Genomic DNA, 25,801 nt, shown 5'->3' with positions numbered 1-25,801 from the left:
CCATGAGAAATCAGGAAAAAAAGAGTGCTTTTTTTGAGTAATTTGTGTCTAATCTAGGGGTGGAATTGTAGAAAAAATACGCAAGATGATGAAGTTTTGCCGATTTGTTAAAAAATGTTGTACAGCTTGAGAATCATTGTTTTATTTGTAACTGTAAACAATAAAAAAAATTAAAAAGTATGATGAAAAAGGTAAAAGTTGCACTTGTATGTGCGATGGTTTCAATGGGGCTTTATTCTTGTAGTAGTGATGACAATTCATCAAGTGGGGATGCATATGAAATTGTAGCTAAAACATCAGATAATGCGCTAATTAATAATATCGTAGTGGTTGAAGATGGAGCTACAGAAACGATTGCTGAACTTGGAAAAAAAGAATGGTCAAAATCGTTTTCAGGGAAGAAAGTAGTAGCTGTTTCTGTTACAGGTGGTACAGTGGATACTGCAGATAAAGCAGGTGTTTTAACACTAGAAGTTGTGAAAGATGGAAAAGTAGTGAAAACATCAAAAGCAGATGGAAGTATTTTAGTAGCAAGTATTTCAATGTAATTTACATTTATTCTTGAAAGAACTAGAGTAACTTCAAAAGATATAAAAGGAAGAGTTCAGCCCTGCTGGACTCTTTTTTTGTTTGTATTTGAGGCAAAAAAGGGATGATTTGTATTCTCTTTTAAGGAAGAACAGAAAATTACATACACAATTCAAATATATGGATACGATTGCTGATAAGTTTAGTATATAAAGGATAGAATGGCTGTTTTTTTGATACAGGGTTTAAAGGAAAAATCTTGCGTATTGTAAGAATCGTAAATCAATTAAAACCCCGTGAATTATGTTGAAAAAAATGAAAATGACAGCGTTAAGTGTATTGGTTATTGCTGTAGGTATGGTTGCTTATGGATATAAGCATGAAGCGAATTTAGAGGTAGGACTTGGTCAAGTTTCTCGTTATGAAGTGGTTGTGCAAGCTTCTGAAAAAGCTAGTATAACGAGGATTCAAGTCAAAGAAGGGGATAGAGAAATAGAGACTATAGATCATGATGGAAGAAGATGGAGTCGTTCTTTTACAGGAGATGTGCCGGTAACGATAGCTGTTACAGGTCATGCTGTTTCAGGGGAAAGTAGTTTGTCTAAGATGACTGTTCAAGTATTTAGAGATGGTGTACTCTTTAGAAATGCTGAGGCGATAGGAGAAAATTTAGTGGCGAATGTCAGTTTTTAAAGAGCAAATAACTTCTATTAAAAACTCAAATTGCCTTTTGAAGATATATAGATGTTTTGAAAAGAAATAGTAAAAGACAAAAAAAGTATTATTTATGAATGTACAGGATAAAGATCTAATTGTGATTTTAGGAAATCAAGAAAATAAGGAGTTTTATCAAAGTATAGTTGAAACATTTAGTAAAGTTGGATGGGAGATTCAAATTCTGAAGTTAGATGTTCATAGTATGTTTTTTTCAAAGTTAATTGAACTTAATCCATCGATCGTTTTATTTACACCTTCTGATTTTTCTATTAAACAAAAAGTATATAGTGAATTTGGTTTTGTTCAAGGATTCCTTGAATGTCATAATATGAGATATTCTGGCTCTGGTTCTACTGCATCTTTCTTGGGGTCAAATAAATATTTGTCAAAAATTATTTTTCAATCTCTTGGAATAAAAACACCTAGATTTATTTATGTTTCCGAAAATCAAACTCCTCCTGATTATGATAAAGTAAAAGAAGAATTGGGATTTAATATTATTATTAAGCCTAATAAGCTTGGTGATTCTGTAGGAATAAATATCATTAGAAATGAAGATGAGTATTTTGAATGGATTAAAATACTTCAAGAAGAATACCAAAGTGATTTTCTTTTGGAAGAATTAATAGATAATGATAAAACAGAGTATACAACTGGGATTCTTGAATACGGTAATGATAGTATAAGATTGCCAATCTGTAAGACTAGAACATTTACAGACTTTTTTTCTCATGAATCAAAAATAAATGGTTTTAATGAAAAGGAATATATAATAGATATAGAGTGTGATACTTATAAAGAAATGCAACGTATAGCATATTTATTGCATAAAGAATTTAAATGTAAAAATTTTTCTCGCACAGACTTTCTTATCGACAAAGAACATAATATTTATGTTCTTGAAATTAACTTACTACCAGGTCTAATGCCAAATTCTATTTTTCCTCAATTATGTTTGAGAAAGAATATCTCACATGATGAAATTCTACTGTCTTTAATTAATCATTAATACAAGAATATTATCCAAACTTAAAAATAATTATATGAAAGAAATTTATTTGATTAAAAAAACTAAAAAACTACTGGATAGTCATGAAAAATGGATGTCTCAAACCATAAATCTTATAGCAAGCGAGAATTTGCTCAGTCCATTAGCTAAAAATTGTTTGATATCTGATTTAGGTAATAGAGTAGCAGAAGGATGGATTGGGGAAAGGATTTTTCCTGGAATTAAATATTATGATGAAATTGAACAAATAGGAATAGATATAGTCAAGCAAATGTTTTGTTGTGATTTTGTGGACTTACGCCCTATTTCAGGGACTCATGCTAATATGATTGTTTATACAGCCTTTACTAATCCTAATGATAAAGTGTTGTCTTTTTCAATTAAAAATGGAGGACATATTAGTATGAGTGGAGGAACGCCCAAAAATATGTTTAAACTACAAGTATTAGGTATTCCTGTCAGTAATGATGGTTTTACTATTGATGTACCACGCACTTTAGAGGTCATTATGCAAGAAAAACCAAAACTAGTTATTATGGGGGGATCTGTTTTATTGTTTAGACAAGAAATAAAAGAAATAGTAAAGTTATGTAAATCACTAGATATTTTAACCATTTTTGACGCTTCACATGTAGCAGGATTAATAGCTACTGGAGATTATGAAAACCCAATGAAAGACGGTATAGATATAATGACCTTTTCTACATGTAAGACAATTCCAGGCCCCCAACACGCTATAATCGTAGCTAATGGAAAATATGGTGAAATTATAAAAAAGACAACTTTTCCTTCAACAGTATCTGGACATCATTTACACGAAACAGTAAGTGCTATAGTAACTTTACTTGAATTGAAACTTTTTGGGAGGAATTATATACATAATGTTGTATTAAATTCAAAGGCCTTGGCAAGGGAGCTAAGTAATCTAGATATGAATATTTTGTTTAAGGATAAAGATTTTACAGAGACACATATGTTGTTGATGAAGAATAAGTCTAAATATGAAACAAAAGAATTAGAAAAGAGGTTTGAGAAAGCAAATATAATTTTTAACAGAAACATCTTGCCAGGTGATGTAGGATTTAAAAATCCTTCGGGTTTTCGGATAGGTACTCCAGAAATAACTAGAATAGGTATGACAGAGGTGGATATGCCTGTGATAGCACAATTTATCTCAGATGTATATTATGGGAAGAAAAGTATCGAGAAGGTTAAGAACGAAGTTGTTTCTTTTAGAAAAGATTTTCAAACTGTGAAATATTGTTATGAATGATGGAGTTGAGTAAATATGAGAATGAAGATTTTGTTCAAGCTTATATGGCATTATGGTCATATGGGTATTTAAATAATTATGCCTATTCAGAAGGATTATATCGAACTATAATATCATTAGTTGTAAGCAATTTAGAAGAAACTAATAAAAAAAAGATTTTAGATGTTGGCTGTGGTGTTGGAAGGACAACTTTTGATTTGGCAAAGATTTATAAGAAAAGTTTTATTATAGCTCTTGATGAATCAAAAAAAATGATTGAAACTGCAAAGGAGATTAATTCATCAAGCTATAAAGGGAAAAAGATTTCTTTAGCGAATAGGGGCTTTAAAGACTTAAAATTACCGAGTTTTTCGTTTGCGAATATTAAGTTTTTGTGCGAAAATTTTGAGCGATACAATTTTGTAGATAATAATTTTGATTTAATAGTCAATGTGAATTATTTGGATAGATGTGGCTCCATAGAATATAATATCAAAAAATTTTTTAAAATTCTAGCAGATGATGGACTTGTTATAGGTTGCTCTCCCTTGAATTTTCAAAATGAGGATTCTTGGGAAACGTATAAAAGTGTGGATAATCTGAGAGAAGTAATAGAAAAAACGGGGTTTGAGATTATCGATATGTTTGATAATCTCGTCTATAAAGAAATTTTAGATGCTCGCGAATCTTTTGAAGAGTATAAGGTTGTTTGTTATGTACTGAAAAAAAAGACAAAATAAAAAGATGAAACAAAAAGTTGCTATAGTATTTGGAGGTAGATCTCCAGAATATGAAGTGTCCTTAATCTCGGCTACTACTATTTATAATGCAATTAATAAATTTCAATTTGAAGTTCTTCTTTTGGGAAATAATAAAAAAGGACAATGGTATTATAATTGCGATTATGCAAAAGAACAGGTAGATTTGACAGTAGATGACTACTTTAGTCAGGCACGAAAAGTACATATACAAGAGGATCAGGGGAATGGATTAATTGTCGATAGCCAAACTCACGAAGTATTAGCTATTTTTACTGTTGTTTTTCCTATTATACATGGTGGTTTTGGTGAAGATGGAACTTTACAAGGTTTTTTTAGATTTCTCGGTATTTCTTGCGTAGGTTCTAGTGTTTTGGGATCTTCAATTTGTATGGATAAAGAAATAACGAAACGCATTTTAAAAGATAATGGGATTCCTATTACTCGGTTTATCACTTTATATCAAGTAAATAAAGAAATAATAACCTTTAATCAAATTGTAAAGGAACTTGGTAGTCCCTTTTTTGTGAAACCTTGTAATGGTGGATCTTCTTTTGGAGTATCTAAAGTTTATAATAGTAGAGATTTTACAGTAGCATTAGATCTCGCTTTTCGATTCGATACTAAGATTTTGATTGAGGAGGCAATTGAAGGAAAAGAAATAGAATGTAGTATTTTAGGAAACGAGAAACCTATTTCTTCTTCTCTTGGTGAAATAGTTACAAGTACAGATTTTTACTCTTACGATGTAAAATACTGTAATACATCTAAGGCTACAATGAAAATTCCTGCTGATGTTCTTGTTGAAATTTCTGAGAAAATTAGATTGTGTGCTCTAAAAGCTTATCAAGTTGTTTGTTGTGAGGGTTTTGCTCGCATTGATTTTTTTTTAAAAGCAGATGGAGATTTTGTTGTTAATGAGATTAATACACTACCAGGGTTTACGCCTTATAGCATGTATCCTAAACTCTTTGAATATTCTGGTTTATCAGTATCTGATTTGCTTTCAGAATTAATAAGGTTAGCGTTAGAAAAAAAAAGATAGTTTAATTTTTATTCATGTTTAGATGATGTGTCTTACTTTTATCTAGTTTCAATTAAATTACAAACTTTTTAATTTTTTGTCTTTTGTTTCAAAGAATGACTATTTGATGAACAAAATCATGGAAAAGATTGTGACTTATTATGCGATTTAGTAAATTTTATTTGGTTAATTCAAACTAAATTAGTATGCTTGCATAGTAAAAAGTTCGAAATAAATTCTTATTTTCGTTCACAAGTAATATTGTAAAACAAAAAACTATAATAATAATGAAGATATTAGTTTGCATCAGCCACGTGCCTGATACTACATCAAAAATCAATTTCACGAATGGTGATGCTGAATTTGATACAAATGGGGTACAATTTGTGATCAATGCTAACGATGAGTATGCATTAACACGTGCCATTTGGTTTAAAGAAAAACAAGGAGCTACAGTTACTGTAGTTAATGTTGGAGGAGCTGACACAGAACCTACATTGAGAAAAGCATTAGCTATTGGTGCTGATGAAGCAATCCGTGTAAATGCTGTACCTACAGATGGTTTATTTGTTGCAAAACAATTAGCTGAAGTAGTGAAAAACGGAGGATATGATTTAGTATTGGCTGGAAAAGAATCATTAGACTATAATGGTGGAATGGTTCCTGGAATGTTAGCTGCTATCTTAGGATATGACTTCATCAATTCATGTGAAGGTATGGATGTTGATGGAACAGCGGTAAAAGCAATTCGTCAAATTGATGGAGGTAAAGAAACAATATCAGGAAAATTACCAATGGTTATTGGAGGGCAAAAAGGGTTAGTAGATGAGAAAGATCTACGTATTCCAAATATGCGTGGAATTATGGCTGCTAGAACAAAAGCTTTAACTGTGCTTGAGCCTGTAGGAGCAGATGCCGCTACTAAAGCAGTGAAATTCGAAAAACCAGCTGCAAAATCAGCTTGTAAAATGATTGCTCCAGATAACTTAGATGAGTTAATCAATTTGTTGCACAACGAAGCAAAAGTGATCTAATCTAGTAGTTTTTAACCTTAAAAAGAAAAAGTATGTCAGTTTTAATATATGCTGAATCAGCAGAAGGAAAATTTAAAAAAGTAGCATTAGAATTAGCTTCTTATGCGAAGAAAGTAGCAGAATCAATGGGAACAACGGTTACTGCTGTAACAGTTAATGCTGCTGATGTTAGCGAATTAGGGAAATACGGGGTTGATAAAGTATTAAAAGTATCTAGTGATAAATTAAATACATTCAACGCAAAAGCATATGCCGATGTAATTAAACAAGCGGCTCAAAAAGAAGGAGCTAAATTAGTTGTTTTATCTTCTTCAACAGACAGTTTATACGCTGCTCCAGCAGTTGCAATTGGATTAAATGCAGGTTTTGCATCTAACGTAATTGCTTTACCTGAAAGTACTGCTCCATTTGTAGTAAAAAGAACAGGATTCTCAAACAAAGCCTTTAACTTTACTGAAATTAGTTCAGATGTAAAAGTAATCGCTTTAGGGAAAAATTCATTTGGATTGGTTGAAACTTCTGGTGCTGCGGCTGCAGAAGATTTTGCTCCAAGTTTAAATGATGCTGACTTCAGCTTAAAAGTAGAAGGAGTAGAGAAAGTATCTGGAAAAGTAACCATCGCTGATGCTGATATCGTAGTATCAGGTGGACGTGGAATGAAAGGACCAGAAAACTGGGGAATGTTAGAAGATTTAGCAGAGGTATTAGGAGCTGCATTAGCTTGTTCTAAACCTGTATCGGATGTGGGATGGAGATCACACGAAGAGCACGTAGGACAAACTGGAAAACCAGTAGCAGCTAACCTTTATATCGCTGTAGGTATCTCTGGAGCAATTCAACATATTGCTGGGGTGAACTCATCAAAAGTGAAAGTAGTCATCAACACAGATCCAGAAGCTCCTTTCTTTAAAGTTGCAGACTACGGAATCGTAGGAGATGCTTTCCAAGTATTACCTCAATTAGTAGAGAAATTAAAAGAATTCAAAGCGAAAAACGCGTAATCAGCATTTTTTGATTTAGATAATTGACTTAGACAGTAACTAAAATCTAAAGATTGTTTATCTTTGATTTAGTTACTGTTTTTTGTTTTTATAAAGAAAATTATGAGTTTGATTAAGCTGACAGTTAAAGGAATTTCATATAGCCATTCTCAAAATGGTGCCTATGCCCTTATCTTAGATGAAGAGCACGGGGATCGAAAATTACCTATTGTTATTGGAGCTTTTGAGGCACAGGCGATTGCCATTGCTATTGAAGAAGAAATTAGACCTCCAAGACCTTTAACCCACGATTTATTTAAAAGTTTTGCCGATACATTTGATATTCAACTCAAACATGTCATCGTTCACAAATTAGTGGATGGCGTGTTCTTTTCGAGTTTAGTTTGGGAAAAAAATGGAACTGAAGAAGTGATGGACGCTCGTACATCCGATGCAATTGCGTTAGCAATTCGCTTTTTTGCTCCCATTTATACCTATCCTGATATCATGAATAAAGCAGGAATTATTTTAAGTGGAAATCCAGAAGTAGAAGAAGAAGATCCTGCAGATGACGATATCGCAAGTCAAGTGGAACAATTTCTAGAATTAGATATTGAAGGAAAGGGCTACAGTAAATTTGGATTACAAGATTTACAGCGATTATTAAATGAAGCTATTGGTAATGAAGATTACGAAACAGCAGCGAGAATAAGAGACGAAATTAGTAAGCGATCATAGTTAATTAAGGAGGGAAAGAATGAAACAATATTTAAATTTAGTACAAGAAGTTTTAGATAAAGGTGTACAAAAAGGAGATCGTACCGGAACGGGAACCAAGAGTATCTTTGGTCATCAAATGCGTTTTGATCTAGCAGAAGGATTTCCTTTGGTAACAACTAAAAAAGTACATTTAAAATCCATTATCCACGAGCTTTTATGGTTTTTAAAAGGAGAAACAAATATCGCTTATCTAAAAGAAAACGGGGTTCGTATTTGGGATGAATGGGCAGATGAAAATGGAGATTTGGGACCTGTATACGGATATCAATGGCGCAATTGGAACGGAGAGGGGATTGATCAAATCAAAGAAGTAATCGATACCTTAAAGAACAATCCAGATAGTAGACGCATCATGGTTTCGGCATGGAACCCAAGCGTATTGCCTGATACTGGTGTTTCTTTTGCAGAAAATGTAGCTAATAATAAAGCGGCCTTACCTCCGTGTCATTCCTTCTTTCAATTTTATGTAGCAGAAGGAAAATTGTCTTGTCAGCTGTATCAACGCAGTGCGGATGTTTTCTTAGGGGTGCCATTTAATATTGCTTCATATGCCTTATTGACGATGATGGTTGCTCAAGTTTGCGATTTAGAAGTGGGTGATTTTGTTCATACGTTTGGAGATGTTCACATTTACAACAACCACATTGAACAAGTAAACTTGCAGCTCAGTAGAACCCCTTATGCGTTGCCAAAAATGAAAATTAATCCAGCTGTAAAAGATATTTTTAGCTTTACTTACGAGGATTTTACACTAGAAGATTATGTGTCTCATCCTGCGATAAAAGGTAAAGTATCTGTATAATTCTAATCCAAAAATGCTATGGAAAAAACGGAAGCAATTAAACAGTACGAATACGCAAAGAATCGAATCAAACAGCGCAAGATGTTGTTGTTTCACTTTGTTGTTTTTCTTTTGGGGTCTATCGTACTATACGGAATCAATATGTGGGTGAAGGATCCGCAAGTTGTAGGCGTATGGTGGACATATGCTGTAGGAGCATGGGCCTTGTTACTCTTGTTTCACGTGATTAATGTATTGGTCATTAATCGCTTTATGGGGCCTGCTTGGCAAGAGCGAGAAATTGAACGATTAATCGCTATCCAACAAGAAAAAATTAGACAATTACGCGCTAAAGTGGAAAAAGATTTTCCTTTAGTGGATGTAAAACGCGATTTAAATCACGACGATTCAAAACAGTAAATAATGATCACGTTAATAGCAGCAATTGCAGAGAATAAAGTATTAGGAAAAGACAATGCAATCATTTGGCATTTACCGGATGATTTTAAACACTTCAAAGCATTAACTTCCCATCATTATATTATTATGGGACGTAAGACGTTTGAATCTTTCCCTAAACCTTTACCTAATCGTACTCATGTGATTATTACGAGACAACAAGATTACGTTGTTCCAGAACATTGCATAGTGGTACATAGTTTGAAGGAAGCCCTCACGCTGACCCAAAACGAAAAAGAAGTATTTGTAATTGGTGGAGGTGAAATTTATCACCAAGCTCTGGATTACGCGGATAAATTAGAACTAACTCAAATTCACGCTTCTTTTGATGGAGATGCGTTTTTTCCTGAATTCTCAACTTCCGATTGGCAATTGGTAAAGGAGAGTTATCATCCACAAGATGAACGACACGCCTACGCTTTTACTTTTCAAACGTATACTCGAAAGTAGATATGAAAAAGTTATTCGCTTTGTTTATGCTTTGCGGTAGTTTTGTTGCAACGGCTCAAGAATCCGTGCAAGCACAGTATTTAAATAGTGAAACACTGAAGGAAAAAGAAGTGTTCCTCAGTAAAGATATTTTTGACAATACCTTTACACAAGAAGAAAACATATTGCGCAAACGAAGTAAATACAGCTCAGAGCATTTTAGCTTACCTAAGCTAGGTACACTGAAAATGGTAGACTTAACCAATGCTCAGTTTCCTGTTCTGTTTTATAGTGATTTTAATTCCATCGTTTTATTGAGTAAGGAATTAGCGCTATTAAACACCATTGATCTGACAGGGCGTTTCTCAGCTATGGATCCTGCTTATATAGGTACAAGTACACAGAAGAATTTATGGATTGTAAATCAAGCCAATCAAAGTGTGTTGCGTTATAATTTAAGTACACTTGAAGTACGCAATATTTATACAATTAAAGAGGAGCAAATCAAGACCTATCAGTCTACCCTGAATTATTTGTATCGTATTACTTCTACTAATCATATTAAAGGGATAGATATCTATGGTAATGAAGTATTAGACTATACATTGCCTACAGATTATGAACACATTCAAATTGTAAATAATAAACAAGTATTTTATTCGCATCTAAATAAGCTGTACTATGTTGATATGGAGAAGAATAAGATTTGGGAAATTGCAGTTGATGTAAAAAGCATTTTAGGCTTCTTTTATAACACTCAAAAATTGAGTATTTTTACCGAGCAAAAAATAAATAATTATCAAATAAAATTACCGTAATGCATATAGCGATTGCTGGAAATATTGGAGCGGGAAAAACAACACTAACAGATTTATTAGCCAAACATTATGGATGGGAAGCACATTATGAAGATGTGGTTGACAATCCATATTTAGATGACTTCTACCATCAAATGGATCGATGGTCATTTAATTTACAAGTCTATTTCTTGAATAGTCGTTTTCGCCAAGTACTTCAAATTAGACAAAGTGGAAAAACAATTATTCAAGATCGAACGATATATGAGGATGCTCATATTTTCGCGCCGAACTTGCATGCTATGGGCTTGATGTCTAATCGAGACTTTAAAAACTACGCTACTCTTTTTGACCTGATGCAAGACTTAGTAGCTGCACCAGATTTATTAATTTACTTGAGAAGTACGGTGCCTAATTTAGTCGGACAGATTCACAAAAGAGGAAGAGAGTATGAAAATTCAATTTCTATTGAGTATTTAAGTGGATTGAATGATCGCTATGAAAACTGGATCAAAGGATATGACAAAGGAAAATTATTAGTCATTGATGTAGATCACATGGATTTTGTAGATAAGCCTGAAGATTTAGGATTAATTATCGATAAAATCAATGCAGAAATCAATGGATTATTTTAGATAAAAGACAAAAAAAGAGCCCGAGGCTCTTTTTTTTATTTCTATTATTCGGTCGTTGTAAATTCGTGAAAAAGTTTTTCTAAATTCTTGTTCTTTGGTTGTAAGGAAAGCGTTTTTAACCCTTGTTGTTGCGCAAAATCATACACCGTAGCACGGTAGTCCTGATCTGTTGGAAAAACAAGTTCCCATTGTGTATCGTGTACATGATTGGCTTGGATGAGATGTGGAATTCGATTAACGAATTCAATTTCGATCTTAAAGTCAAACTCTACAGCAATAATTTGTTCATTTTGGTTGTCTAATAATTCGTGTAAGAATTGATCTGCAACAATATGCCCCTTCTTGATAATAATAACGCGTTCGCATATTGCTTCTACTTCTTGCATAATATGCGTAGAAAGAAAAACCGTTTTATCTTTTCCTACCGTCTTGATTAATTCTCTAATTTCGACCAATTGATTGGGGTCAAGCCCTGTGGTTGGCTCATCTAAGATCAATACTTCAGGATCGTGTAGTAAAGCTGTGGCAATTCCTACACGCTGACGATACCCTTTAGACAGTTGTCCAATTTTTTTATGTGCCTCAGGGGTTAATCCTGTTAAGGTAATTACTTCTTCAATGCGTTCTTTTTTTGTTTTGTAAATCGAGGCATTAAATTGTAAATACTCTCGGACATACATATCCAAATACAATGGATTATGCTCCGGTAAATAACCAATCGATTGTTGTACTTTTTTGGCTTGTGTTGCTACGTTAAACTCGTTGACATAAGCAACTCCTTCGTCACTGTGAATAAAGGTAGTTAGTATTTTCATCAGCGTTGATTTTCCCGCTCCATTTGGACCCAAGAAACCCACAATTTGCCCTTTAGGCACCGTGAAACTAATGGCGCTTAACGCTTGTTGCTCGCCGTAATATTTACTAATGTTTTCTACTTTAATAGACATATATACTGGAAGGTTAGTAAAAACAAATGTAGGTAAATTAATGAGAAAATCCGAAGGACACGCTAAGAATGATAACCGCAATTACGATTAAGGTAATCACAACATACATCGCGTCTTTTTCAAGAATAAAAGAAAAGAGCGATAAGAGTAAACGCAAAGCGGGTGTTAAAAATAGAAGTAAAATGCCCAAGAAAATAATTGACTCTCCATTCCAATCCTTGATACCTTGGAGGATTGTTTTAAAAACAACAAATAGATTTTGATCTTTTTCAACAAACGTAGAGAAAGAAACCATCTGTTGGGAATCTTTTGCTAAGAGGATAATTCCACCCAAAAGTGTTACGGTTAAAGCACTTAATACGCCATAACGCAACACATTTCCGATGATACTTTGCAATTGATTATCTGTAAATTTAGTTGTACTCATAGTGTTGGCTTTAAATTTTTCCTGTAATTCCGTTGTAAATCATGTTCAAGGCAATGATGAAAATAAGTACCGCAAAGAACAATTTAAGTTTTTTGGTGTTGGCTTTCATAAGAACTTTCGCACCCACCATAGAACCAATTAATACTCCTATAATTACTGGCATACAGATGGACGGTTCAATATAGCCCTTTTGAATGTAGATAACCGAACTTGCAATGGCCGTAACTCCCATCATGAAATTACTCGTTGTTGTAGACACTTTAAAGGGAACCTTCATTATGGTATCCATGGCAATTACTTTAAAAGCACCAGACCCAATACCTAATAAACCCGACATCATACCTGCAACACCCATCATGCTAAATCCACCTAGGATATTAGTCATACTATAGTGTACTTTCTCGCCACTAGCTGTAGGATAATTGCCTGCTAGTTTAAGTTTCTTCGCCAAAGTACTGCCTTGTTCTGGTAGAATAAGGTGGTCTTCTTTTTTGCGAATCGAATTAAGGGAGGAAAAAATTAAGGTGGCTCCAAAAATAATAGCGAGTAACGAAGTAGGGGCGTTGGTTGAGATAAGTGCACCTACTACAGCACCAATGGTTGTGGCAATTTCGAGGAACATCCCCAATCGCATGTTGGTAATCCCTTCTCGTACATAGGCTGATGCAGAACCTGATGAGGTTGCGATTACAGCTACTAACGCTGTTCCAATGGCATAATGCATGTCAACACCAAGGAAAACAGAAAGTAAAGGAATTATAATAATACCGCCTCCAAGTCCTGATAATGAGCCGATAAAACCAGCTGCAAAGGCGCCTAGAAACATAATTAAGATAAAAGTTAATAATGACATTAAGGTTGAATTTTTGATGAAAAGTAAATGTATTAATTATTATAAAAAACAAAGAACAAAAAGAGCTTTATCTGTTTTTTACTTTTTATCATTTTGGATTAAATCTCATTATATAGAATATAACTCGTAAATTTGCATCAAATGAAATTGTAAGAAATGAGTAAAGATTGGTTAACTGCTTTTCAAGGTCAAGCCCCTGCAATTATAGCAGGTCCCTGTAGTGCTGAAACACCGGAACAATTGTTGCAAATCGCTCACTCTTTGCCTCAAGAGGTTAAAGTATTTCGTGCGGGAATTTGGAAACCAAGAACGAAACCAGGTGGATTTGAAGGAGTGGGAGCAATTGGTTTAGACTGGATGCGACAAGTAAAAGAAGAAACAGGATTGTTGTTAGCAACAGAAGTAGCAACAGCAGAACATGTCGATTTGTGTTTGCAAAACGATATCGACATCTTGTGGATTGGTGCTCGTACCGCTGTGAATCCTTTTTCTGTACAAGAAATAGCAGATGCCTTAAGAGGAACGGACAAAATCGTTATGCTTAAGAATCCGATTAATCCCGATTTGTCGTTATGGATGGGGGGATTAGAACGATTGGAGAAAGCAAATATCAATAAACTAGGTTTGATTCACCGTGGATTCAGTACCTATGAAAAAACAAAATATAGAAATATACCAGAATGGCAGATTCCTTTAGATATTAAATCAGAATTGCCTCATATTCCTATTTTCTGTGATCCTTCTCATATTACAGGACGACGTGATCGCATTTTAGCGGTTTCTCAGTTGGCGTTGGATTTGAATTTTGACGGATTGATGATTGAAACGCATTGTAATCCCGATAAAGCCTGGAGTGATGCAGCTCAACAGGTGACACCTGAACAGTTAAAAACGATTGTTCAAGCACTTAAACTGCGCAATATCACGGATGATACGGAGGAATACCTACAAAAATTACAAACCTATCGCATTCAAATTGACGATATGGATAGTAAAATATTAGATTTATTGAAAAAGAGAATGATGATTTCTGATGCGATTGGTTCGCTGAAACGCGATCGAAATGTCGCTGTTTTTCAACAAGAAAGATGGAATAGTATTGTGGAAAAAATGATGAAAGAAGGAGAACACCTCGGATTTACGGATGAGTTTATTCGCACCATTTACAATGCCATTCACCAGGAGAGTATTTACCGTCAGGATCAGGTGATTAATAGAAAAGAAGAGTAAAAAATAAAGTGAATAATACAGCAGAATCAGACTAGGTATTTTTCTACCTAGTCTCTTTTTTTTAGCTGGATTTTAAAATATATTTGCCCTATGAAAGGAACAGTTTATAAATCAACAGGAAGCTGGTATCTGGTAAAAGGTGAAGATGGGCAATTTTACAATTGCCGCATCAAGGGAAAGTTTCGTATTAAGGGAATTAAAAGTACGAATCCCCTTGCAGTAGGTGATCATGTTATTTTCGAGTTAGAAACAACCAATGATGCAACTACTGGAGTGATTCACGAGATTGCGCCTCGTATGAATTATATTGTGCGTAAATCAGTAAACTTATCCAAACAAGTACATATTATTGCTTCGAATATCGATACGATGTTCTTGATTGTTACGATTGATAATCCAGTGACAACAACGAGTTTTATTGACCGTTTTTTAGTTACTGCTGAAGCTTACGGAATTAAAACGGTGTTAGTCTTCAATAAGATTGATACCTATTCGGAAGATGCATTAGATGAACAATTGTATTTGCAATACATTTATTCTCAAATTGGGTATGAGTGTTTGCGTGTATCTGCCTTAGAATCAAAAGGGATAGATGCAATTAAAGAACGTATGATTGGCAAAGTATCCATGTTCTCTGGGCATTCAGGTGTTGGGAAATCTACCTTGATTAATGCAATTGAACCTGGATTAAATCTAAAAACAGCACAAATCTCAGAGCAACATCAACAAGGGCAACATACCACTACGTTTGCTGAGATGTTTGACTTAACGTTTGATGCAGCGATTATAGATACTCCTGGAATTCGTGGATTTGGAGTTGTTGATATGGCGCCTCAGGAAGTAGGTGATTATTTCCCTGAATTTTTTGCCTTAAAAGATCAGTGTAAATTCAATAACTGTTTGCATCGAGAAGAACCGCATTGTGCAGTAAAAGACGCTTTAGATCGAGATGAACTGGCTTGGTCGCGTTACAAAACCTACATCCAAATTTTAGATGGAGAAGAAGAACATTATCGTACAGATATTTATAAAGATGGAAGAAACCAAGAAGAATAATCTTGGTTTTTTTTTTGTTTCATTTTTAATCGATACAGTATAAAAAAGAGTAGAAGTAAAAGGTATATGTAGTATTTTAGAATAAATCTATCTTTGTTTTTGGCTTTTTTTAGATAGTTTTGGTTAATAAAAAGTAAAAATTAACACTTATATTTGCGCCTTAAATGTGAATGTTATTATGCGTCTTTTTTTTTGGCTTTTATTATTGCCGTCTTGTGTATTTGCACAAAAGAATATTCTAGTAAATGAAATAGCAGAAAAATATAAACAACATGCTTTCTCCGTTGTTAATGAAGAATTGGTGGAAGTGAAAGTGTTGTCTTATGATCGGTTTACTGTGAACACAAAAAAAACAATTACAGTTCTGAATGAACGAGGATTGAATGATCTTAATTTTGAAGAATACTATACCAGTAAAAGTAGAAAAATTAAAAATATCCGAGTGTTAATGTATGATGATCGCGGAAATCTTCAACGTACATTTAAAAAAAGTGATTTTAAAGATTATTCGCTTAATCAAGGGATGAGTATCTCAGATAGTCGCTTGTTAAGCTTTGACTTTAAACCTTCAAAATATCCCGTTATATTTGTGTTTGAAAGTGAAGTCGAATCTAAAAATACTGCATTTCTCCCTAAGTGGTATCCAATTCAAACCTATGGACAATCCATCTTAGTTTCTAAGTTTTCGATTGAAATACCTGCCACACTAAAGCTCAATTCAAAAATATATAATCAAAGTTTCCATCCCATAGAAGAAAAGAAGGAAGCTACTGTTGTGGAGTATACTTTACAAAATTTCCCTGCTTTATTGGATGAAAGTTTATCCCCTAATTTCCAACGATTTATTCCAAAAGGCATTTTTTCTTTGGACAAGGTTAATCTTGAACAAGTGGCGGGCTCATTCTCAAATTGGGAAGAATTGGGAAATTGGTACTATGTAAATTTAGTTAAAGGAACAGAAATTTTATCCCCAGCGACAAAAGCAAAAGTCCATGAGTTAGTCAAAGAGGTCAATGATCCAATTGAAAAAGCTAAGATTTTATATGAATACATGCAAAGTAAAACTCGATATATTAGTATTCAGTTAGGGCTTGGAGGCTGGCAACCCATGAATGCGAAAGATGTGGATGTTTTAGGATATGGTGATTGCAAAGGCTTAACGAATTATCTACGAGCAATGTTAAAAGAGGTCGGAGTAGAAGCGTATCCTGTTCTTCTTTATGGATCTTCTACCCCTATAGATATAGAAAGTGAGTCTGTTTGTTTACAAGGCAATCATATGATTTTGGCTTTGCCTATAGAAAATGGGTATCAATGGATTGAATGTACGAGTCAAAAAGCTCCTTTTGGTTTTATTGGAGGATTTACAGATAATCGAACTGTATTAGTTGTCAAAGAAAAAGGAAGTGAGTTAGTACAAACTAAGAAATATAGCTATACAGAGAGTCTTCAAAAGAGTAATACTGTATTGACATTAGACCAAGAAGGCAATGCCGAGGTAAATATTAAAATTAAATCATCTGGGGTACAATTTGACAATCGATTCTTTACGTATTCTTTAGATTCAAAAGATAAGGAAAAACTGTATAAACGTTTGTTTTCAGATTTTAAAAACATTCAATTCTCTACATTGGATGTAGTGTTAGATAATGAAAATACGATATATGAAGAGTTTTTTACGTTTAAAACAGATAAATATGCTCAAAAATTAGGAAATCGACTAGTGCTAGCTCTAGGAAATTGGAATACAGTTTCATCAACGTTGACCAATGCAAGAAATAGAGTGACTCCGTTTTATTTGAAAACAGATTGGCAAGATTTGGATGAAGTTGAAATAATAATTCCAGAGGGGTATATGTTAGAGGTTGTCCCTGAAGATATTAAAATTAAAAGCAAATTTGGAGATTATGTTGTACAATTTAACTATGAAAACAACCAATTAAAATACCAAAGAAGCTTACATAGTATTGGAGGCATGTACACCAAGGAAGAATATGGAGCGTATAAAGAATTTAGAGAAAAAGTGAATCAAGCAGATCAACTTAAAATAGTGTTGAAACAACAGAAATAAAAGATGAGAAAAATAATTTTATTGTTACTGGTTTTAGGAAGTCCTATTGTTGTATTAGGGCAAGATTTTTTAGGAAAAGTAACGTTAGAAGAACTTAGAGAAGAAAAAGATTTAGTCAGCCCAGAAGCAGATGCTTCTGTTTTATATGAGGAGGGAAAAGTTTATTTTGATTATATCCCTAATGTTGGGTTTAAAATGAATCAAGTGGTAAGTCGAAAAATAAAAGTATATACAAAAGAAGGAATATCTTATGTTGATTTAAGTGTACCTTATTATGTCGGAAAAGGAGTGATTGAACAAGTGAAAATAGATCAAGTATTTACTTATAATGAGAAAGATGGAAAAATTGAAAAAAGTAAATTGAAATCAAATGCGGTTTTCGACGATAAGACGAATGAAAATTGGAAGAAAAAGCAAGTCATTATTCCTGATGTTAAAGAAGGTAGTATTGTGGAGTATAAATACACCATTACAAGTGATTATTTTAATATAATTCCGGCTTGGTATTTTCAAAGAAATATTCCGATTCGAAAATCAAGTTATGAAGTAAGAATACCAGAATATTTGGTATATACCAATAGATTAAAGGGAGATGTTAATATAGTGAGAAGTAATAAAACGGAAACTAAAAAGATTCGTGTAACCAATACACATCCTTTCAAAGAGGTTAGTTTACAAGAAACAATACAAAACTATACCGTTACAAATGTTGCGCCTATAAAAAGTGAACCTTATATCGATAATATGGAAAATTATCGAGGGAGCATTCAGTTTGATTTAAGTATGATTCATTATCCAAATTCAAATCCTAAAGTTATCTCTTTAAGTGAAGATGATTTAATCAAAAGTATCTATGAGAATGGAAATTTTAAGAATCAATTGGAACAAACCAAATATTTTGAAAAGGCGATTGACTTAGCTAGTTATAAAGAATTGACAGAGGAAGAGAAATTAAATAAAGTGTTGACTTTTGTTAAGGAGAACATTTCATGGAATGAAAAACAAGGATATTACACAAATGATGGAGTAAAGAAAGCATTTGAAAACAGAACGGGGAATGTTGCGGAAATTAACCTCATGCTAACTAGTATGTTACGCTATGTTGGTTTAACAGCTAATCCAGTTTTGGTCAGTACAATAAACAATGGAATAGATTTATCTCTTCAAAAAACCTCATTTAATAGTGTAGTGAGTAGTGTTGAATTAGACAAAGTTGTTTTTTTACTAGACGGTACTAGTAAATATACGAGTACTAATATTATACCAATTCGAAATTTAAATTGGTTTGGGATTGTTATTAATAGAAATGGAGGGTATGGTAAAGTGGATATGAAACCTAATTTTTATTCTATTTCTTCAGAAAACTTTGTGGTAAATTGGAATAATGATGATGTTGAGTTAGGATTAGGGCAAGCACTTTTTTCGTATAAAGATTATATGGCGTATTTAGGGAGAATTAATTTTCAAGATCAGAGTGACGAACAAATCATAAATGAACTTGAGAAGTCCTATGAAAATATGAATATTAAAAATATCAAGGTATATAATAGAGAAGATGTAAGTAAAGATTTAAATCTTCGTTTTTCATTTGAAAAACCAAAGTTAGCTTCCAAAATAGGTAATGAGTTGTATTTGAATCCAATGCAGTTTTATGATTTAAAATCAAATCCTTTTAAATCTGAGGTGCGTACAATGCCTATATCATTTACATTTCCAAAAATTGATTTATACAAAATGACAGTAAAGATTCCTGTGGGGTATGAAGTAGAGTATTTACCTAAGATGTTGGAATTATTAGACGCTACTGTAGGGTTAAAAGCAGTTTATAAAATAGAAAGAGAAGAAAATACGCTGCATTGTAGTTTAGAGTTTTCTAGGTCACTTTTAACAATAGAGCCTTCTAACTATACAAAAGTCAAGAATTTTTATGAGAAGTTGGTGAATAAACTTGAAGATCAAATTATTTTTAAAAAGATATAAGGAATAGTTACTCATCAAATTAAAAATAAAAAAAATAAAGGAGTCGCCTCAAAATCATGAGGCGGCTCCTTCTTGTTAATAACAAAAAAAATATTTAGAATTTAGAAAAATAGTAGGTATTACCGAAGCGATAGGTGGCCATTTCTAGCAATAAAACGTCTTTTACCTGTTGAGATAAGGTTGCATCTGCGAGTACAGCAGCCTCCATTTCTTTAGAATAAGCGGTAAAAAGAGCGGTATTATTGAGTCGGTAAAATGTAGTGGTATAGATTTTAGCAATTGGTTTAAAATGCGCAAAGTCTTCTTTATTTTCAAATGGATAAAGGGTAGCATAATACGCATCACTTTCGTTGTCGGCTACTTGGTTTATTTTTTCTAATAAGGCAACAGCTTCTTCTTTTTCATAAGGTGCTTGTAATCCTAATTGCTCAGCTTGCTGGTAAATTTTATCATATAACATAGCGAATAACTCATTGGGAGGGATTGTTGAAAGCATGGAATCTTTGAGTACTTCATTAACTAATACATAATGATAATAACCTGCATCATCCATGGTATTGGAGCTAAATTCAGCTGTTTTAATTTGTTGAATATTGGATAAAACTAAGGTGTGATAAGGCTCTGCTTCCGTGGTGTTTTGGGCGCTTTGGATGGATTTTTTCACTGTAATCGCTTCTCCTACAGAAGCTGCTGCACTAATAAGCAGGGCTTCTTTCCAATCGCTTTTCATTCCTTTTTTAACGGCATAAGCAGCAGCAGCTTTTGCATCAGCGGAAGCTACTTTTTTTAGCCAACCCCAAAAACCAGCAGTTGTTTTATTTGGGAGTTCTTGTTGTTTTTTTTCATAGGTAGCACTGATGTGCTCATAAATAGTAGGCTTGGTTTGCGCTGGATTGGCGCTGTCTGTAGTTGCTTGATCTGAGTGGCAAGCGGTGCATAAAGCGACTACACCCAAGACGATTAAATATAACTGTTTCATGTTTGTCTGTTTTGTTGAGTCAATTCATTTTTAATTGAGCGAGTTAATACGCGGCATGGTAAATCGAAATGCACAAACAATAAAAAATCACTCTATAGTGTCAATTTATTGAGGTATGCATTGCGGAAGAAAATAAGGAAATAGTTGTACTATCTTTATTTACTGGATCAGTTGATTAAAGTCGGCCGATTAATCTAAAAAATACACCTGAATAGTACCTATATACACATTTCAATGAAATAGAGTAGCTGAACAAGAGAGGCTACTTTCTTTTATTGTAGTGGCGTAAAAGAACGCCCTTTTTTATTCAGGTGATGAGGTAAAACTAGAGTAAAATCGAACTGAAATAAGTTAATGAACAGTTAAAAAAAGTAGTAGTATTGGAATACTATATGAAATAGGATGAACTTGTTTTTTGAGTATAATTGGAGAATAAAGTGCCCATCTCATGACATAAGAAATGAAAATTGGAAAGAAGTAGATGAGATTTTGACTTGTATGATAAATCCTCCCCAAAATCACAACAGAAACAGCAGGAGTTTTGTATTTTTGAACATAGATAATATAAAAGTGGTATAAGAGATGAATAAGGTTGTACTATTTGCCTTTGGAATTTTAAGTTGTACTGTGTTGGCACAACAAACCTCGAATCAATTGTTGAGCGAAATCAATATCATACAATCACCTGATGCTATATTTAAAACTCAGGCTGATGCTGTTGTATTGAATGAAGAAGGCGTAGTAGAGTATGAATTTCACGAAGAAAGTGGCTTCAAACTTAAACAGACGGTAAAACGCAGTGTTTTAATCCAAACAAAAGATGGAATCAGCCACGCTAGTTTACAAATCCCTTTTTATTTTGGTCGATTTGCGAAAGAAGAAGTCGTTATTGAGTCCTATAAAATTTATCGCACCGTCAATGGTAAAGAAGAAGTAGTAGTTATTGACAAGGCAAAAAATACAAAGGTTGAAGAAGATTTCTACCTTAAGGAAATTAAAGTAAATGATATTCAAGTAGGTGATCGTATTGAATATACCTATACCAAAGTAATCGATAATATTGACACTATACCCGTGTGGTATTTTCAAGAAGATATTCCCAAACTAAAGAGTAGTTATACCGTTAAGATTCCGGATAACTTGACATATCTTATTACAACTACAGGGGATTTATCTCTAAATGAAAAAAAAGAGGTTACCCAAGATGCGCGTAATTTATCTTCATCAAAGTGGGGAACTTCCTATCGATTCAAAGAAGCGATTCTGCAATACAGTGCAGTGAATATTCCTGCTTTTGAATATGAACCTTTCATGGAAAGTAGCCAAAATAAGATCAGTAGTATTCGCTTTGATTTGATTCAATTTCAATATCCCATGAGTTCCTCAGTCGTAATTCCTCATGAACCCGCTGCTGTTGCTAAAGAGATTTACAAAGGAAGAAATTTTGGCAGTGAGCTGCGTTTGGATTCGTATTGGACGAAATTGCTAAAAGATTTTCCTGTTGTAGAAGGAAGTGAACAAGAAAAAGCAGCGCAAATGATTGCATTTGTTCAAAGTAAAATCAAGTGGAATCAACAGTATGGGTATTGGGCAGAAAAAGGAGTAAAGAAAGCCATAAAGCAAGGGGTGGGCAATGGAGCAGATATTAATTTGGCGTTAATTGGCGCTTTACGTGCCGTGGGTATTTATGCAGAACCGATTGTTTTAAGTACACAATCAAATGGCAAGGCTCCCTTGTTATTTTCTCGTTTTATAAACCATGTTATTGTAGGATTTAAACTAGAGAATCAATTGTATGTGGTAGATGGAGTAATGCCAAATGCTGAATTGAACGTGCTACCATTTGAAGATTTAAATGGAAGTGGGTGGATGATTACTGATGAATTTGCAGTGACTAAAATAGAGCTAACACCGAAACAACTTTCATTCAAGCAAGAAGAATTCTCCTTGCAATTGGATGAATCAGGCCATGTGTCTGGGCAGTTGAATAGTACCTTAACGCGTTATGAGGCTTTGGCTTTTCAAACGAGATATGGTGAGAGCCCTCTCAATAGAAGTCGTGGTGATATTGAGGCTCGTAGTCCGCAGCTGTTCTTAAGTAATGGAGAAATAACCCCAAAACAAGGAGAGGTTAACCTAGCATTTCAAGTGCGAAAGTTTAACTTTGCAACGCTTGAGGAAGATGGGAAAACGATGAAGTTTAATCCTTTAATCTTGTATCGAGATAAGGAAAATCCATTTGTTAGCGAAACCAGGCAATCGGATGTTTACTTGATGTATCCTTTTATGGACATGTATAAAGTTACGATTCAACTTCCTGCAGGATATCAAGTGAAACAGCTAGCAAGCAGTGGCATATTGACAAATAAAACATTAGGCATGAACATGACGTATGAAGTAAAGGAACTGGGGGCGAATCAATTGCAAATTGCCTATACTTTACGTGTGACAAATACAGTTGTGCCAAAAGAATATTACAATGAATTGTGCACCTTCTATTTAGAAATGAATAGTAAAATGAATCAATTGATTGTGTTGGAAAAAATAAACGAAGGAGTAAAAAAATAATACATTGAGAATAGTAATACAACGAGTAACAGAAGCTTCTGTTACGGTAGAAGGAACAATCATTGGTAGTATTGGCACGGGTTTACTGGTGTTAGTAGGAATAGAAGAGGTAGATACAAAACAAGATATTGAATGGCTTTCGGGCAAATTGGTGAACTTGCGCATTTTTGAAGATGAACAAGGGGTGATGAATAAATCTGTTCTTGATGTAGGGGGAGAGGTGCTTATAGTAAGCCAGTTTACCTTACATGCTTCGACAAAAAAAGGAAATCGACCTTCTTATATTAAAGCAGCAAAACCAGATTTTGCCATTCCCATGTATGAAGATTTTGTAGCTCAAGTATCTCGAGATTTAAATAAAAAAGTTCAAACGGGTAGATTTGGTGCAGATATGAAAGTAGCTTTGCTCAACGATGGACCTGTAACTATTTGTATCGATTCTCAAAATAAAGAATAATGAAAACAACACTGATTAAATTTAGCCTATTTACGGTTATTTATATTTTATTTTCGTGGTTTATTGCCACTGATTTTGTTTGTGCGTTAAAGGGTGACCCCTTATGCCTGCAGAATGTAGCGATTCGCTATGTAATTTTCATCATTCTTATGGTTGTATATGAAAAATGGGTGAAAAATAAATTGTTTAAAAAGAAGAATACATAGGGTAAGAGTTATTGGATATAGGGTTATGAGTCATAGAAAAATCGTACTACCCTCACAAAAAACAACCCTTATAAAAAAACAAAAAATAGGTTAAGGGGTATTAAGTATAGGGCTATGAGTCATAGAAAAATCGTAATACCCTCACAAAAAAACAAACCTCACAAAAAACAAAAAAAATGAATATACAAGACGCACAATTAGCTGTTGATACGTGGATCAAAGAACACGGAGTTCGCTATTTTAATGAATTGACCAATATGGCTCAATTGACCGAAGAAGTAGGGGAAGTAGCCCGAATTATTGCTCGTCGTTATGGCGAACAATCTGAAAAAGAAAGTGATAAAAATAAAGATCTAGGGGAAGAATTAGCCGATGTGATTTTTGTAGTGATGTGTTTAGCGAATCAGACAGGCGTTAATTTGCAAGAAGCGTTTGATAAGAAGATGGATCTTAAAACAAAGAGAGACCATGATCGCCATCACAACAACGAAAAATTAAAATAGTACGATCATGCAGGTTCACCTACAAAAATCATCCGTAGTATCGGGGCAAACCATAGTTCTTTCAGGAAGTAAATCGGAAAGCAATCGCTTGTTGCTGTTGCAAAAATTATTTCCTCAATTGGTTGTTGAGAATATCGCTGATTCAGATGATGTGGTGGCTATGCAAGAAGGGTTATCTACTAAAACGGATGTGGTTCACGTTCACCATGCGGGAACCGCCATGCGCTTTTTAACCGCTTATTTTGCTTTATGTCAAAATCAAACGGTGGTTTTAGAAGGAAGTGAGCGCATGCACAATCGCCCTATCGCTCCTTTGGTTGATGCATTAGGTGCATTAGGTGCTCAAATAACCTATACCGCCAAAGAAGGATTTCCGCCATTGCGTATTGATGGGATACAAGCAGAAGGTGGAACTGTTGAGATACCCGCCACCATTAGTAGTCAATATATTTCTGCCTTATTACTTGTTGGAACGCGGTTAAAAAAAGGAATTACCCTACAGCTATTGGGAGAGATAACTTCAAGACCTTATATTGAGATGACTTTGAAGATACTCCAAGAGTTGGGAGTTAAAACTTCTTTTGAAGGGCAAACTATTGTTGTTGCTCCTCTGCATCAAATTCAACAAACTCATTTCACTGTAGAAGCAGATTGGTCTTCCGCTTCGTATTATTATTCCCTCCTTGCGTTGTCTCCTTTAGGAACAACCTTGCGTTTGGGGAAATACAAAAAGATTAGCTTACAAGGAGATTCAATCCTGCCTGAGATATATGCTAAATTGGGGGTGGAAACCATTTTTGAAAATGAGGATTATATTCGATTAACGAAAATAGCGGAAGCTCAAAGTTCTTTTGAAGCTGATTTTAATGATACACCTGATTTAGCTCAGACAGTCGTTGTGAGTTGTTTTGGTTTGGGAATCGCTTGTCATATACAAGGTTTACATACATTGAAAATCAAAGAAACCGATCGTTTGGTGGCTTTGCAAAACGAATTAGCTAAATTAGGAGGACATTTGATTGTCACAGCTGATAGCTTGACGTTGACAGAGCACCGAAGTACAATAACGACATTACCCGCTATACATACCTATCAAGATCATCGTATGGCTATGGCCTTTGCGCCACTTGTGATACAAATGGATCTTCTTATTAATGAAGCAGAAGTCGTAAGTAAGTCTTATCCTACCTTTTGGAATGACTTGAGAAAAATTGGTATCCAGGCTATTGAATCTAAGTAAGATAGAAAAAAATAGTGCTAAAAACTTGACAACCCCTATCTCAAGGTCGTATATTTGTAAAACTTAAAAAGAACTGACTTCTTTTTATTGAACTAATTAAA

The 25,801-nt window shown here is 34.0% G+C and carries 27 protein-coding genes; 23 read left to right on the top strand and 4 right to left on the bottom strand.

Annotation, left to right across the window (positions count from 1 at the left end):
* Nucleotides 1–179 precede the first annotated feature (179 nt).
* The 14 genes from AWV75_RS00920 to AWV75_RS00855 all read left to right on the top strand — a co-directional run bounded on the left by AWV75_RS00920 (nt 180) and on the right by AWV75_RS00855 (nt 11,183).
* Nucleotides 180–548, top strand: a complete 369-nt coding sequence (locus AWV75_RS00920) for a hypothetical protein (protein ID WP_060872599.1) — start codon at nt 180–182, stop codon at nt 546–548.
* 283 nt (nt 549–831) lie between these two features.
* Entirely contained in the window at nt 832–1,221 is a 390-nt protein-coding gene (locus AWV75_RS00915) for a hypothetical protein (RefSeq protein WP_060872598.1), read from the top strand.
* 94 nt (nt 1,222–1,315) lie between these two features.
* On the top strand, nt 1,316–2,254 hold the full coding sequence (locus tag AWV75_RS00910) for a D-alanine--D-alanine ligase family protein (protein ID WP_060872597.1): 939 nt from the start codon (nt 1,316–1,318) through the stop codon (nt 2,252–2,254).
* Between the two features lie 34 nt (nt 2,255–2,288).
* Complete coding sequence (gene glyA / locus AWV75_RS00905; protein ID WP_060872596.1) at nt 2,289–3,527, top strand: serine hydroxymethyltransferase; 1,239 nt, start codon at nt 2,289–2,291, stop codon at nt 3,525–3,527.
* Nucleotides 3,524–4,246 carry a class I SAM-dependent methyltransferase gene (locus AWV75_RS00900; RefSeq protein ID WP_060872595.1) on the top strand — a complete coding sequence of 241 codons (723 nt, stop codon included), beginning with the start codon at nt 3,524–3,526 and terminating at the stop codon, nt 4,244–4,246. Before glyA ends, AWV75_RS00900 begins: the two co-directional genes overlap by 4 nt.
* Before the next feature lie 4 nt (nt 4,247–4,250).
* On the top strand, nt 4,251–5,309 hold the full coding sequence (locus AWV75_RS00895; protein ID WP_060872594.1) for a D-alanine--D-alanine ligase family protein: 1,059 nt from the start codon (nt 4,251–4,253) through the stop codon (nt 5,307–5,309).
* Between the two features lie 266 nt (nt 5,310–5,575).
* Nucleotides 5,576–6,322 (top strand): electron transfer flavoprotein subunit beta/FixA family protein, encoded by a 747-nt coding sequence (locus AWV75_RS00890; protein ID WP_002990051.1) that lies wholly within the window; start codon nt 5,576–5,578, stop codon nt 6,320–6,322.
* A gap of 32 nt (nt 6,323–6,354) precedes the next feature.
* Nucleotides 6,355–7,323 carry an electron transfer flavoprotein subunit alpha/FixB family protein gene (locus AWV75_RS00885; protein WP_060872593.1) on the top strand — a complete coding sequence of 323 codons (969 nt, stop codon included), beginning with the start codon at nt 6,355–6,357 and terminating at the stop codon, nt 7,321–7,323.
* A gap of 102 nt (nt 7,324–7,425) precedes the next feature.
* Nucleotides 7,426–8,040, top strand: coding sequence for a bifunctional nuclease family protein (locus AWV75_RS00880; protein WP_060872592.1), 615 nt, complete (start codon nt 7,426–7,428; stop codon nt 8,038–8,040).
* 19 nt (nt 8,041–8,059) lie between these two features.
* Nucleotides 8,060–8,884 carry a thymidylate synthase gene (locus AWV75_RS00875; RefSeq protein WP_060872591.1) on the top strand — a complete coding sequence of 275 codons (825 nt, stop codon included), beginning with the start codon at nt 8,060–8,062 and terminating at the stop codon, nt 8,882–8,884.
* Nucleotides 8,885–8,902: 18 nt separating this feature from the next.
* Nucleotides 8,903–9,283, top strand: coding sequence for a 2TM domain-containing protein (locus AWV75_RS00870; RefSeq protein WP_060872590.1), 381 nt, complete (start codon nt 8,903–8,905; stop codon nt 9,281–9,283).
* A 3-nt stretch (nt 9,284–9,286) separates the two neighbouring features.
* Nucleotides 9,287–9,772, top strand: a complete 486-nt coding sequence (locus AWV75_RS00865; protein ID WP_060872589.1) for a dihydrofolate reductase — start codon at nt 9,287–9,289, stop codon at nt 9,770–9,772.
* 2 nt (nt 9,773–9,774) lie between these two features.
* Complete coding sequence (locus AWV75_RS00860; protein WP_060872588.1) at nt 9,775–10,569, top strand: hypothetical protein; 795 nt, start codon at nt 9,775–9,777, stop codon at nt 10,567–10,569.
* The gene (locus AWV75_RS00855) at nt 10,569–11,183 is read left to right on the top strand and encodes a deoxynucleoside kinase (RefSeq protein WP_002990065.1); all 615 of its coding nucleotides are present in this window, start codon (nt 10,569–10,571) and stop codon (nt 11,181–11,183) included. The genes AWV75_RS00860 and AWV75_RS00855 overlap by 1 nt, the downstream gene beginning before the upstream one ends.
* Nucleotides 11,184–11,227: 44 nt before the next feature.
* On the opposite strand, the gene gldA is transcribed toward AWV75_RS00855, so the two are convergent.
* The 3 genes from gldA to AWV75_RS00840 are packed head-to-tail and all read right to left on the bottom strand — an operon-like array spanning nt 11,228 to nt 13,410.
* A complete protein-coding gene (gene gldA, locus AWV75_RS00850; RefSeq protein WP_060872587.1) occupies nt 11,228–12,130 on the bottom strand; it encodes a gliding motility-associated ABC transporter ATP-binding subunit GldA in 903 nt (300 codons plus the stop codon).
* A 37-nt stretch (nt 12,131–12,167) separates the two neighbouring features.
* On the bottom strand, nt 12,168–12,557 hold the full coding sequence (locus AWV75_RS00845; RefSeq protein WP_060872586.1) for a DUF1634 domain-containing protein: 390 nt from the start codon (nt 12,555–12,557) through the stop codon (nt 12,168–12,170).
* A gap of 10 nt (nt 12,558–12,567) precedes the next feature.
* Complete coding sequence (locus tag AWV75_RS00840; RefSeq protein ID WP_060872585.1) at nt 12,568–13,410, bottom strand: sulfite exporter TauE/SafE family protein; 843 nt, start codon at nt 13,408–13,410, stop codon at nt 12,568–12,570.
* A gap of 156 nt (nt 13,411–13,566) precedes the next feature.
* Here AWV75_RS00840 and AWV75_RS00835 point away from each other — a divergent pair, with 156 nt between their 5' ends.
* The 4 genes from AWV75_RS00835 to AWV75_RS00820 all read left to right on the top strand — a co-directional run bounded on the left by AWV75_RS00835 (nt 13,567) and on the right by AWV75_RS00820 (nt 19,747).
* Entirely contained in the window at nt 13,567–14,640 is a 1,074-nt protein-coding gene (locus AWV75_RS00835) for a chorismate mutase (RefSeq protein WP_060872584.1), read from the top strand.
* Nucleotides 14,641–14,730: 90 nt separating this feature from the next.
* The gene (gene rsgA / locus AWV75_RS00830) at nt 14,731–15,696 is read left to right on the top strand and encodes a ribosome small subunit-dependent GTPase A (RefSeq protein WP_002990073.1); all 966 of its coding nucleotides are present in this window, start codon (nt 14,731–14,733) and stop codon (nt 15,694–15,696) included.
* A gap of 178 nt (nt 15,697–15,874) precedes the next feature.
* Nucleotides 15,875–17,767: a DUF3857 domain-containing protein gene (locus AWV75_RS00825; protein WP_060872583.1), complete on the top strand. Its 1,893-nt coding sequence runs from the start codon at nt 15,875–15,877 to the stop codon at nt 17,765–17,767.
* A 3-nt stretch (nt 17,768–17,770) separates the two neighbouring features.
* On the top strand, nt 17,771–19,747 hold the full coding sequence (locus tag AWV75_RS00820; RefSeq protein WP_060872582.1) for a DUF3857 domain-containing protein: 1,977 nt from the start codon (nt 17,771–17,773) through the stop codon (nt 19,745–19,747).
* A gap of 94 nt (nt 19,748–19,841) precedes the next feature.
* Here the strand turns inward: AWV75_RS00820 and AWV75_RS00815 are convergent, their stop codons facing one another.
* Nucleotides 19,842–20,726: a hypothetical protein gene (locus AWV75_RS00815; RefSeq protein WP_060872581.1), complete on the bottom strand. Its 885-nt coding sequence runs from the start codon at nt 20,724–20,726 to the stop codon at nt 19,842–19,844.
* 582 nt (nt 20,727–21,308) lie between these two features.
* Here AWV75_RS00815 and AWV75_RS00810 point away from each other — a divergent pair.
* The 5 genes from AWV75_RS00810 to AWV75_RS00790 all read left to right on the top strand — a co-directional run bounded on the left by AWV75_RS00810 (nt 21,309) and on the right by AWV75_RS00790 (nt 25,700).
* The gene (locus AWV75_RS00810; RefSeq protein ID WP_060872580.1) at nt 21,309–23,294 is read left to right on the top strand and encodes a DUF3857 domain-containing protein; all 1,986 of its coding nucleotides are present in this window, start codon (nt 21,309–21,311) and stop codon (nt 23,292–23,294) included.
* Nucleotides 23,295–23,298: 4 nt separating this feature from the next.
* Nucleotides 23,299–23,751, top strand: a complete 453-nt coding sequence (dtd, locus tag AWV75_RS00805; protein ID WP_060872579.1) for a D-aminoacyl-tRNA deacylase — start codon at nt 23,299–23,301, stop codon at nt 23,749–23,751.
* A complete protein-coding gene (locus AWV75_RS00800; protein ID WP_060872578.1) occupies nt 23,751–23,957 on the top strand; it encodes a hypothetical protein in 207 nt (68 codons plus the stop codon). Before dtd ends, AWV75_RS00800 begins: the two co-directional genes overlap by 1 nt.
* A gap of 176 nt (nt 23,958–24,133) precedes the next feature.
* Nucleotides 24,134–24,460: a nucleotide pyrophosphohydrolase gene (locus AWV75_RS00795; RefSeq protein ID WP_002990089.1), complete on the top strand. Its 327-nt coding sequence runs from the start codon at nt 24,134–24,136 to the stop codon at nt 24,458–24,460.
* A 7-nt stretch (nt 24,461–24,467) separates the two neighbouring features.
* Nucleotides 24,468–25,700 carry a 3-phosphoshikimate 1-carboxyvinyltransferase gene (locus tag AWV75_RS00790; protein WP_060872577.1) on the top strand — a complete coding sequence of 411 codons (1,233 nt, stop codon included), beginning with the start codon at nt 24,468–24,470 and terminating at the stop codon, nt 25,698–25,700.
* Nucleotides 25,701–25,801: the final 101 nt, after the last annotated feature.

It is taken from the genome of Myroides odoratus, assembly GCF_001549985.1.
GTDB lineage: Bacteria > Bacteroidota > Bacteroidia > Flavobacteriales > Flavobacteriaceae > Flavobacterium > Flavobacterium odoratum_A.
Note: the sequence above shows the minus strand (reverse complement) of the source record. Positions and strands in the feature narration are given on the sequence as shown.

Excerpts from the sequence above, each read along its gene's own strand:
- AWV75_RS00920 (WP_060872599.1), top strand. The coding sequence starts at position 180 with ATGATGAAAAAGGTAAAAGTTGCACTTGTATGTGCGATGGTTTCAATG.
- AWV75_RS00870 (WP_060872590.1), top strand. The coding sequence starts at position 8,903 with ATGGAAAAAACGGAAGCAATTAAACAGTACGAATACGCAAAGAATCGA.
- AWV75_RS00810 (WP_060872580.1), top strand. The coding sequence starts at position 21,309 with ATGAATAAGGTTGTACTATTTGCCTTTGGAATTTTAAGTTGTACTGTG.
- AWV75_RS00900 (WP_060872595.1), top strand. The coding sequence starts at position 3,524 with ATGATGGAGTTGAGTAAATATGAGAATGAAGATTTTGTTCAAGCTTAT.
- AWV75_RS00800 (WP_060872578.1), top strand. The coding sequence starts at position 23,751 with ATGAAAACAACACTGATTAAATTTAGCCTATTTACGGTTATTTATATT.
- AWV75_RS00875 (WP_060872591.1), top strand. The coding sequence starts at position 8,060 with ATGAAACAATATTTAAATTTAGTACAAGAAGTTTTAGATAAAGGTGTA.
- AWV75_RS00910 (WP_060872597.1), top strand. The coding sequence starts at position 1,316 with ATGAATGTACAGGATAAAGATCTAATTGTGATTTTAGGAAATCAAGAA.
- AWV75_RS00915 (WP_060872598.1), top strand. The coding sequence starts at position 832 with ATGTTGAAAAAAATGAAAATGACAGCGTTAAGTGTATTGGTTATTGCT.
- AWV75_RS00865 (WP_060872589.1), top strand. The coding sequence starts at position 9,287 with ATGATCACGTTAATAGCAGCAATTGCAGAGAATAAAGTATTAGGAAAA.
- AWV75_RS00820 (WP_060872582.1), top strand. The coding sequence starts at position 17,771 with ATGAGAAAAATAATTTTATTGTTACTGGTTTTAGGAAGTCCTATTGTT.
- AWV75_RS00860 (WP_060872588.1), top strand. The coding sequence starts at position 9,775 with ATGAAAAAGTTATTCGCTTTGTTTATGCTTTGCGGTAGTTTTGTTGCA.
- AWV75_RS00885 (WP_060872593.1), top strand. The coding sequence starts at position 6,355 with ATGTCAGTTTTAATATATGCTGAATCAGCAGAAGGAAAATTTAAAAAA.
- AWV75_RS00795 (WP_002990089.1), top strand. The coding sequence starts at position 24,134 with ATGAATATACAAGACGCACAATTAGCTGTTGATACGTGGATCAAAGAA.
- AWV75_RS00845 (WP_060872586.1), bottom strand. The coding sequence starts at position 12,557 with ATGAGTACAACTAAATTTACAGATAATCAATTGCAAAGTATCATCGGA.
- AWV75_RS00855 (WP_002990065.1), top strand. The coding sequence starts at position 10,569 with ATGCATATAGCGATTGCTGGAAATATTGGAGCGGGAAAAACAACACTA.
- AWV75_RS00890 (WP_002990051.1), top strand. The coding sequence starts at position 5,576 with ATGAAGATATTAGTTTGCATCAGCCACGTGCCTGATACTACATCAAAA.
- gldA (WP_060872587.1), bottom strand. The coding sequence starts at position 12,130 with ATGTCTATTAAAGTAGAAAACATTAGTAAATATTACGGCGAGCAACAA.
- AWV75_RS00835 (WP_060872584.1), top strand. The coding sequence starts at position 13,567 with ATGAGTAAAGATTGGTTAACTGCTTTTCAAGGTCAAGCCCCTGCAATT.
- glyA (WP_060872596.1), top strand. The coding sequence starts at position 2,289 with ATGAAAGAAATTTATTTGATTAAAAAAACTAAAAAACTACTGGATAGT.
- rsgA (WP_002990073.1), top strand. The coding sequence starts at position 14,731 with ATGAAAGGAACAGTTTATAAATCAACAGGAAGCTGGTATCTGGTAAAA.
- AWV75_RS00815 (WP_060872581.1), bottom strand. The coding sequence starts at position 20,726 with ATGAAACAGTTATATTTAATCGTCTTGGGTGTAGTCGCTTTATGCACC.
- AWV75_RS00840 (WP_060872585.1), bottom strand. The coding sequence starts at position 13,410 with ATGTCATTATTAACTTTTATCTTAATTATGTTTCTAGGCGCCTTTGCA.
- AWV75_RS00895 (WP_060872594.1), top strand. The coding sequence starts at position 4,251 with ATGAAACAAAAAGTTGCTATAGTATTTGGAGGTAGATCTCCAGAATAT.
- AWV75_RS00880 (WP_060872592.1), top strand. The coding sequence starts at position 7,426 with ATGAGTTTGATTAAGCTGACAGTTAAAGGAATTTCATATAGCCATTCT.
- AWV75_RS00790 (WP_060872577.1), top strand. The coding sequence starts at position 24,468 with ATGCAGGTTCACCTACAAAAATCATCCGTAGTATCGGGGCAAACCATA.
- AWV75_RS00825 (WP_060872583.1), top strand. The coding sequence starts at position 15,875 with ATGCGTCTTTTTTTTTGGCTTTTATTATTGCCGTCTTGTGTATTTGCA.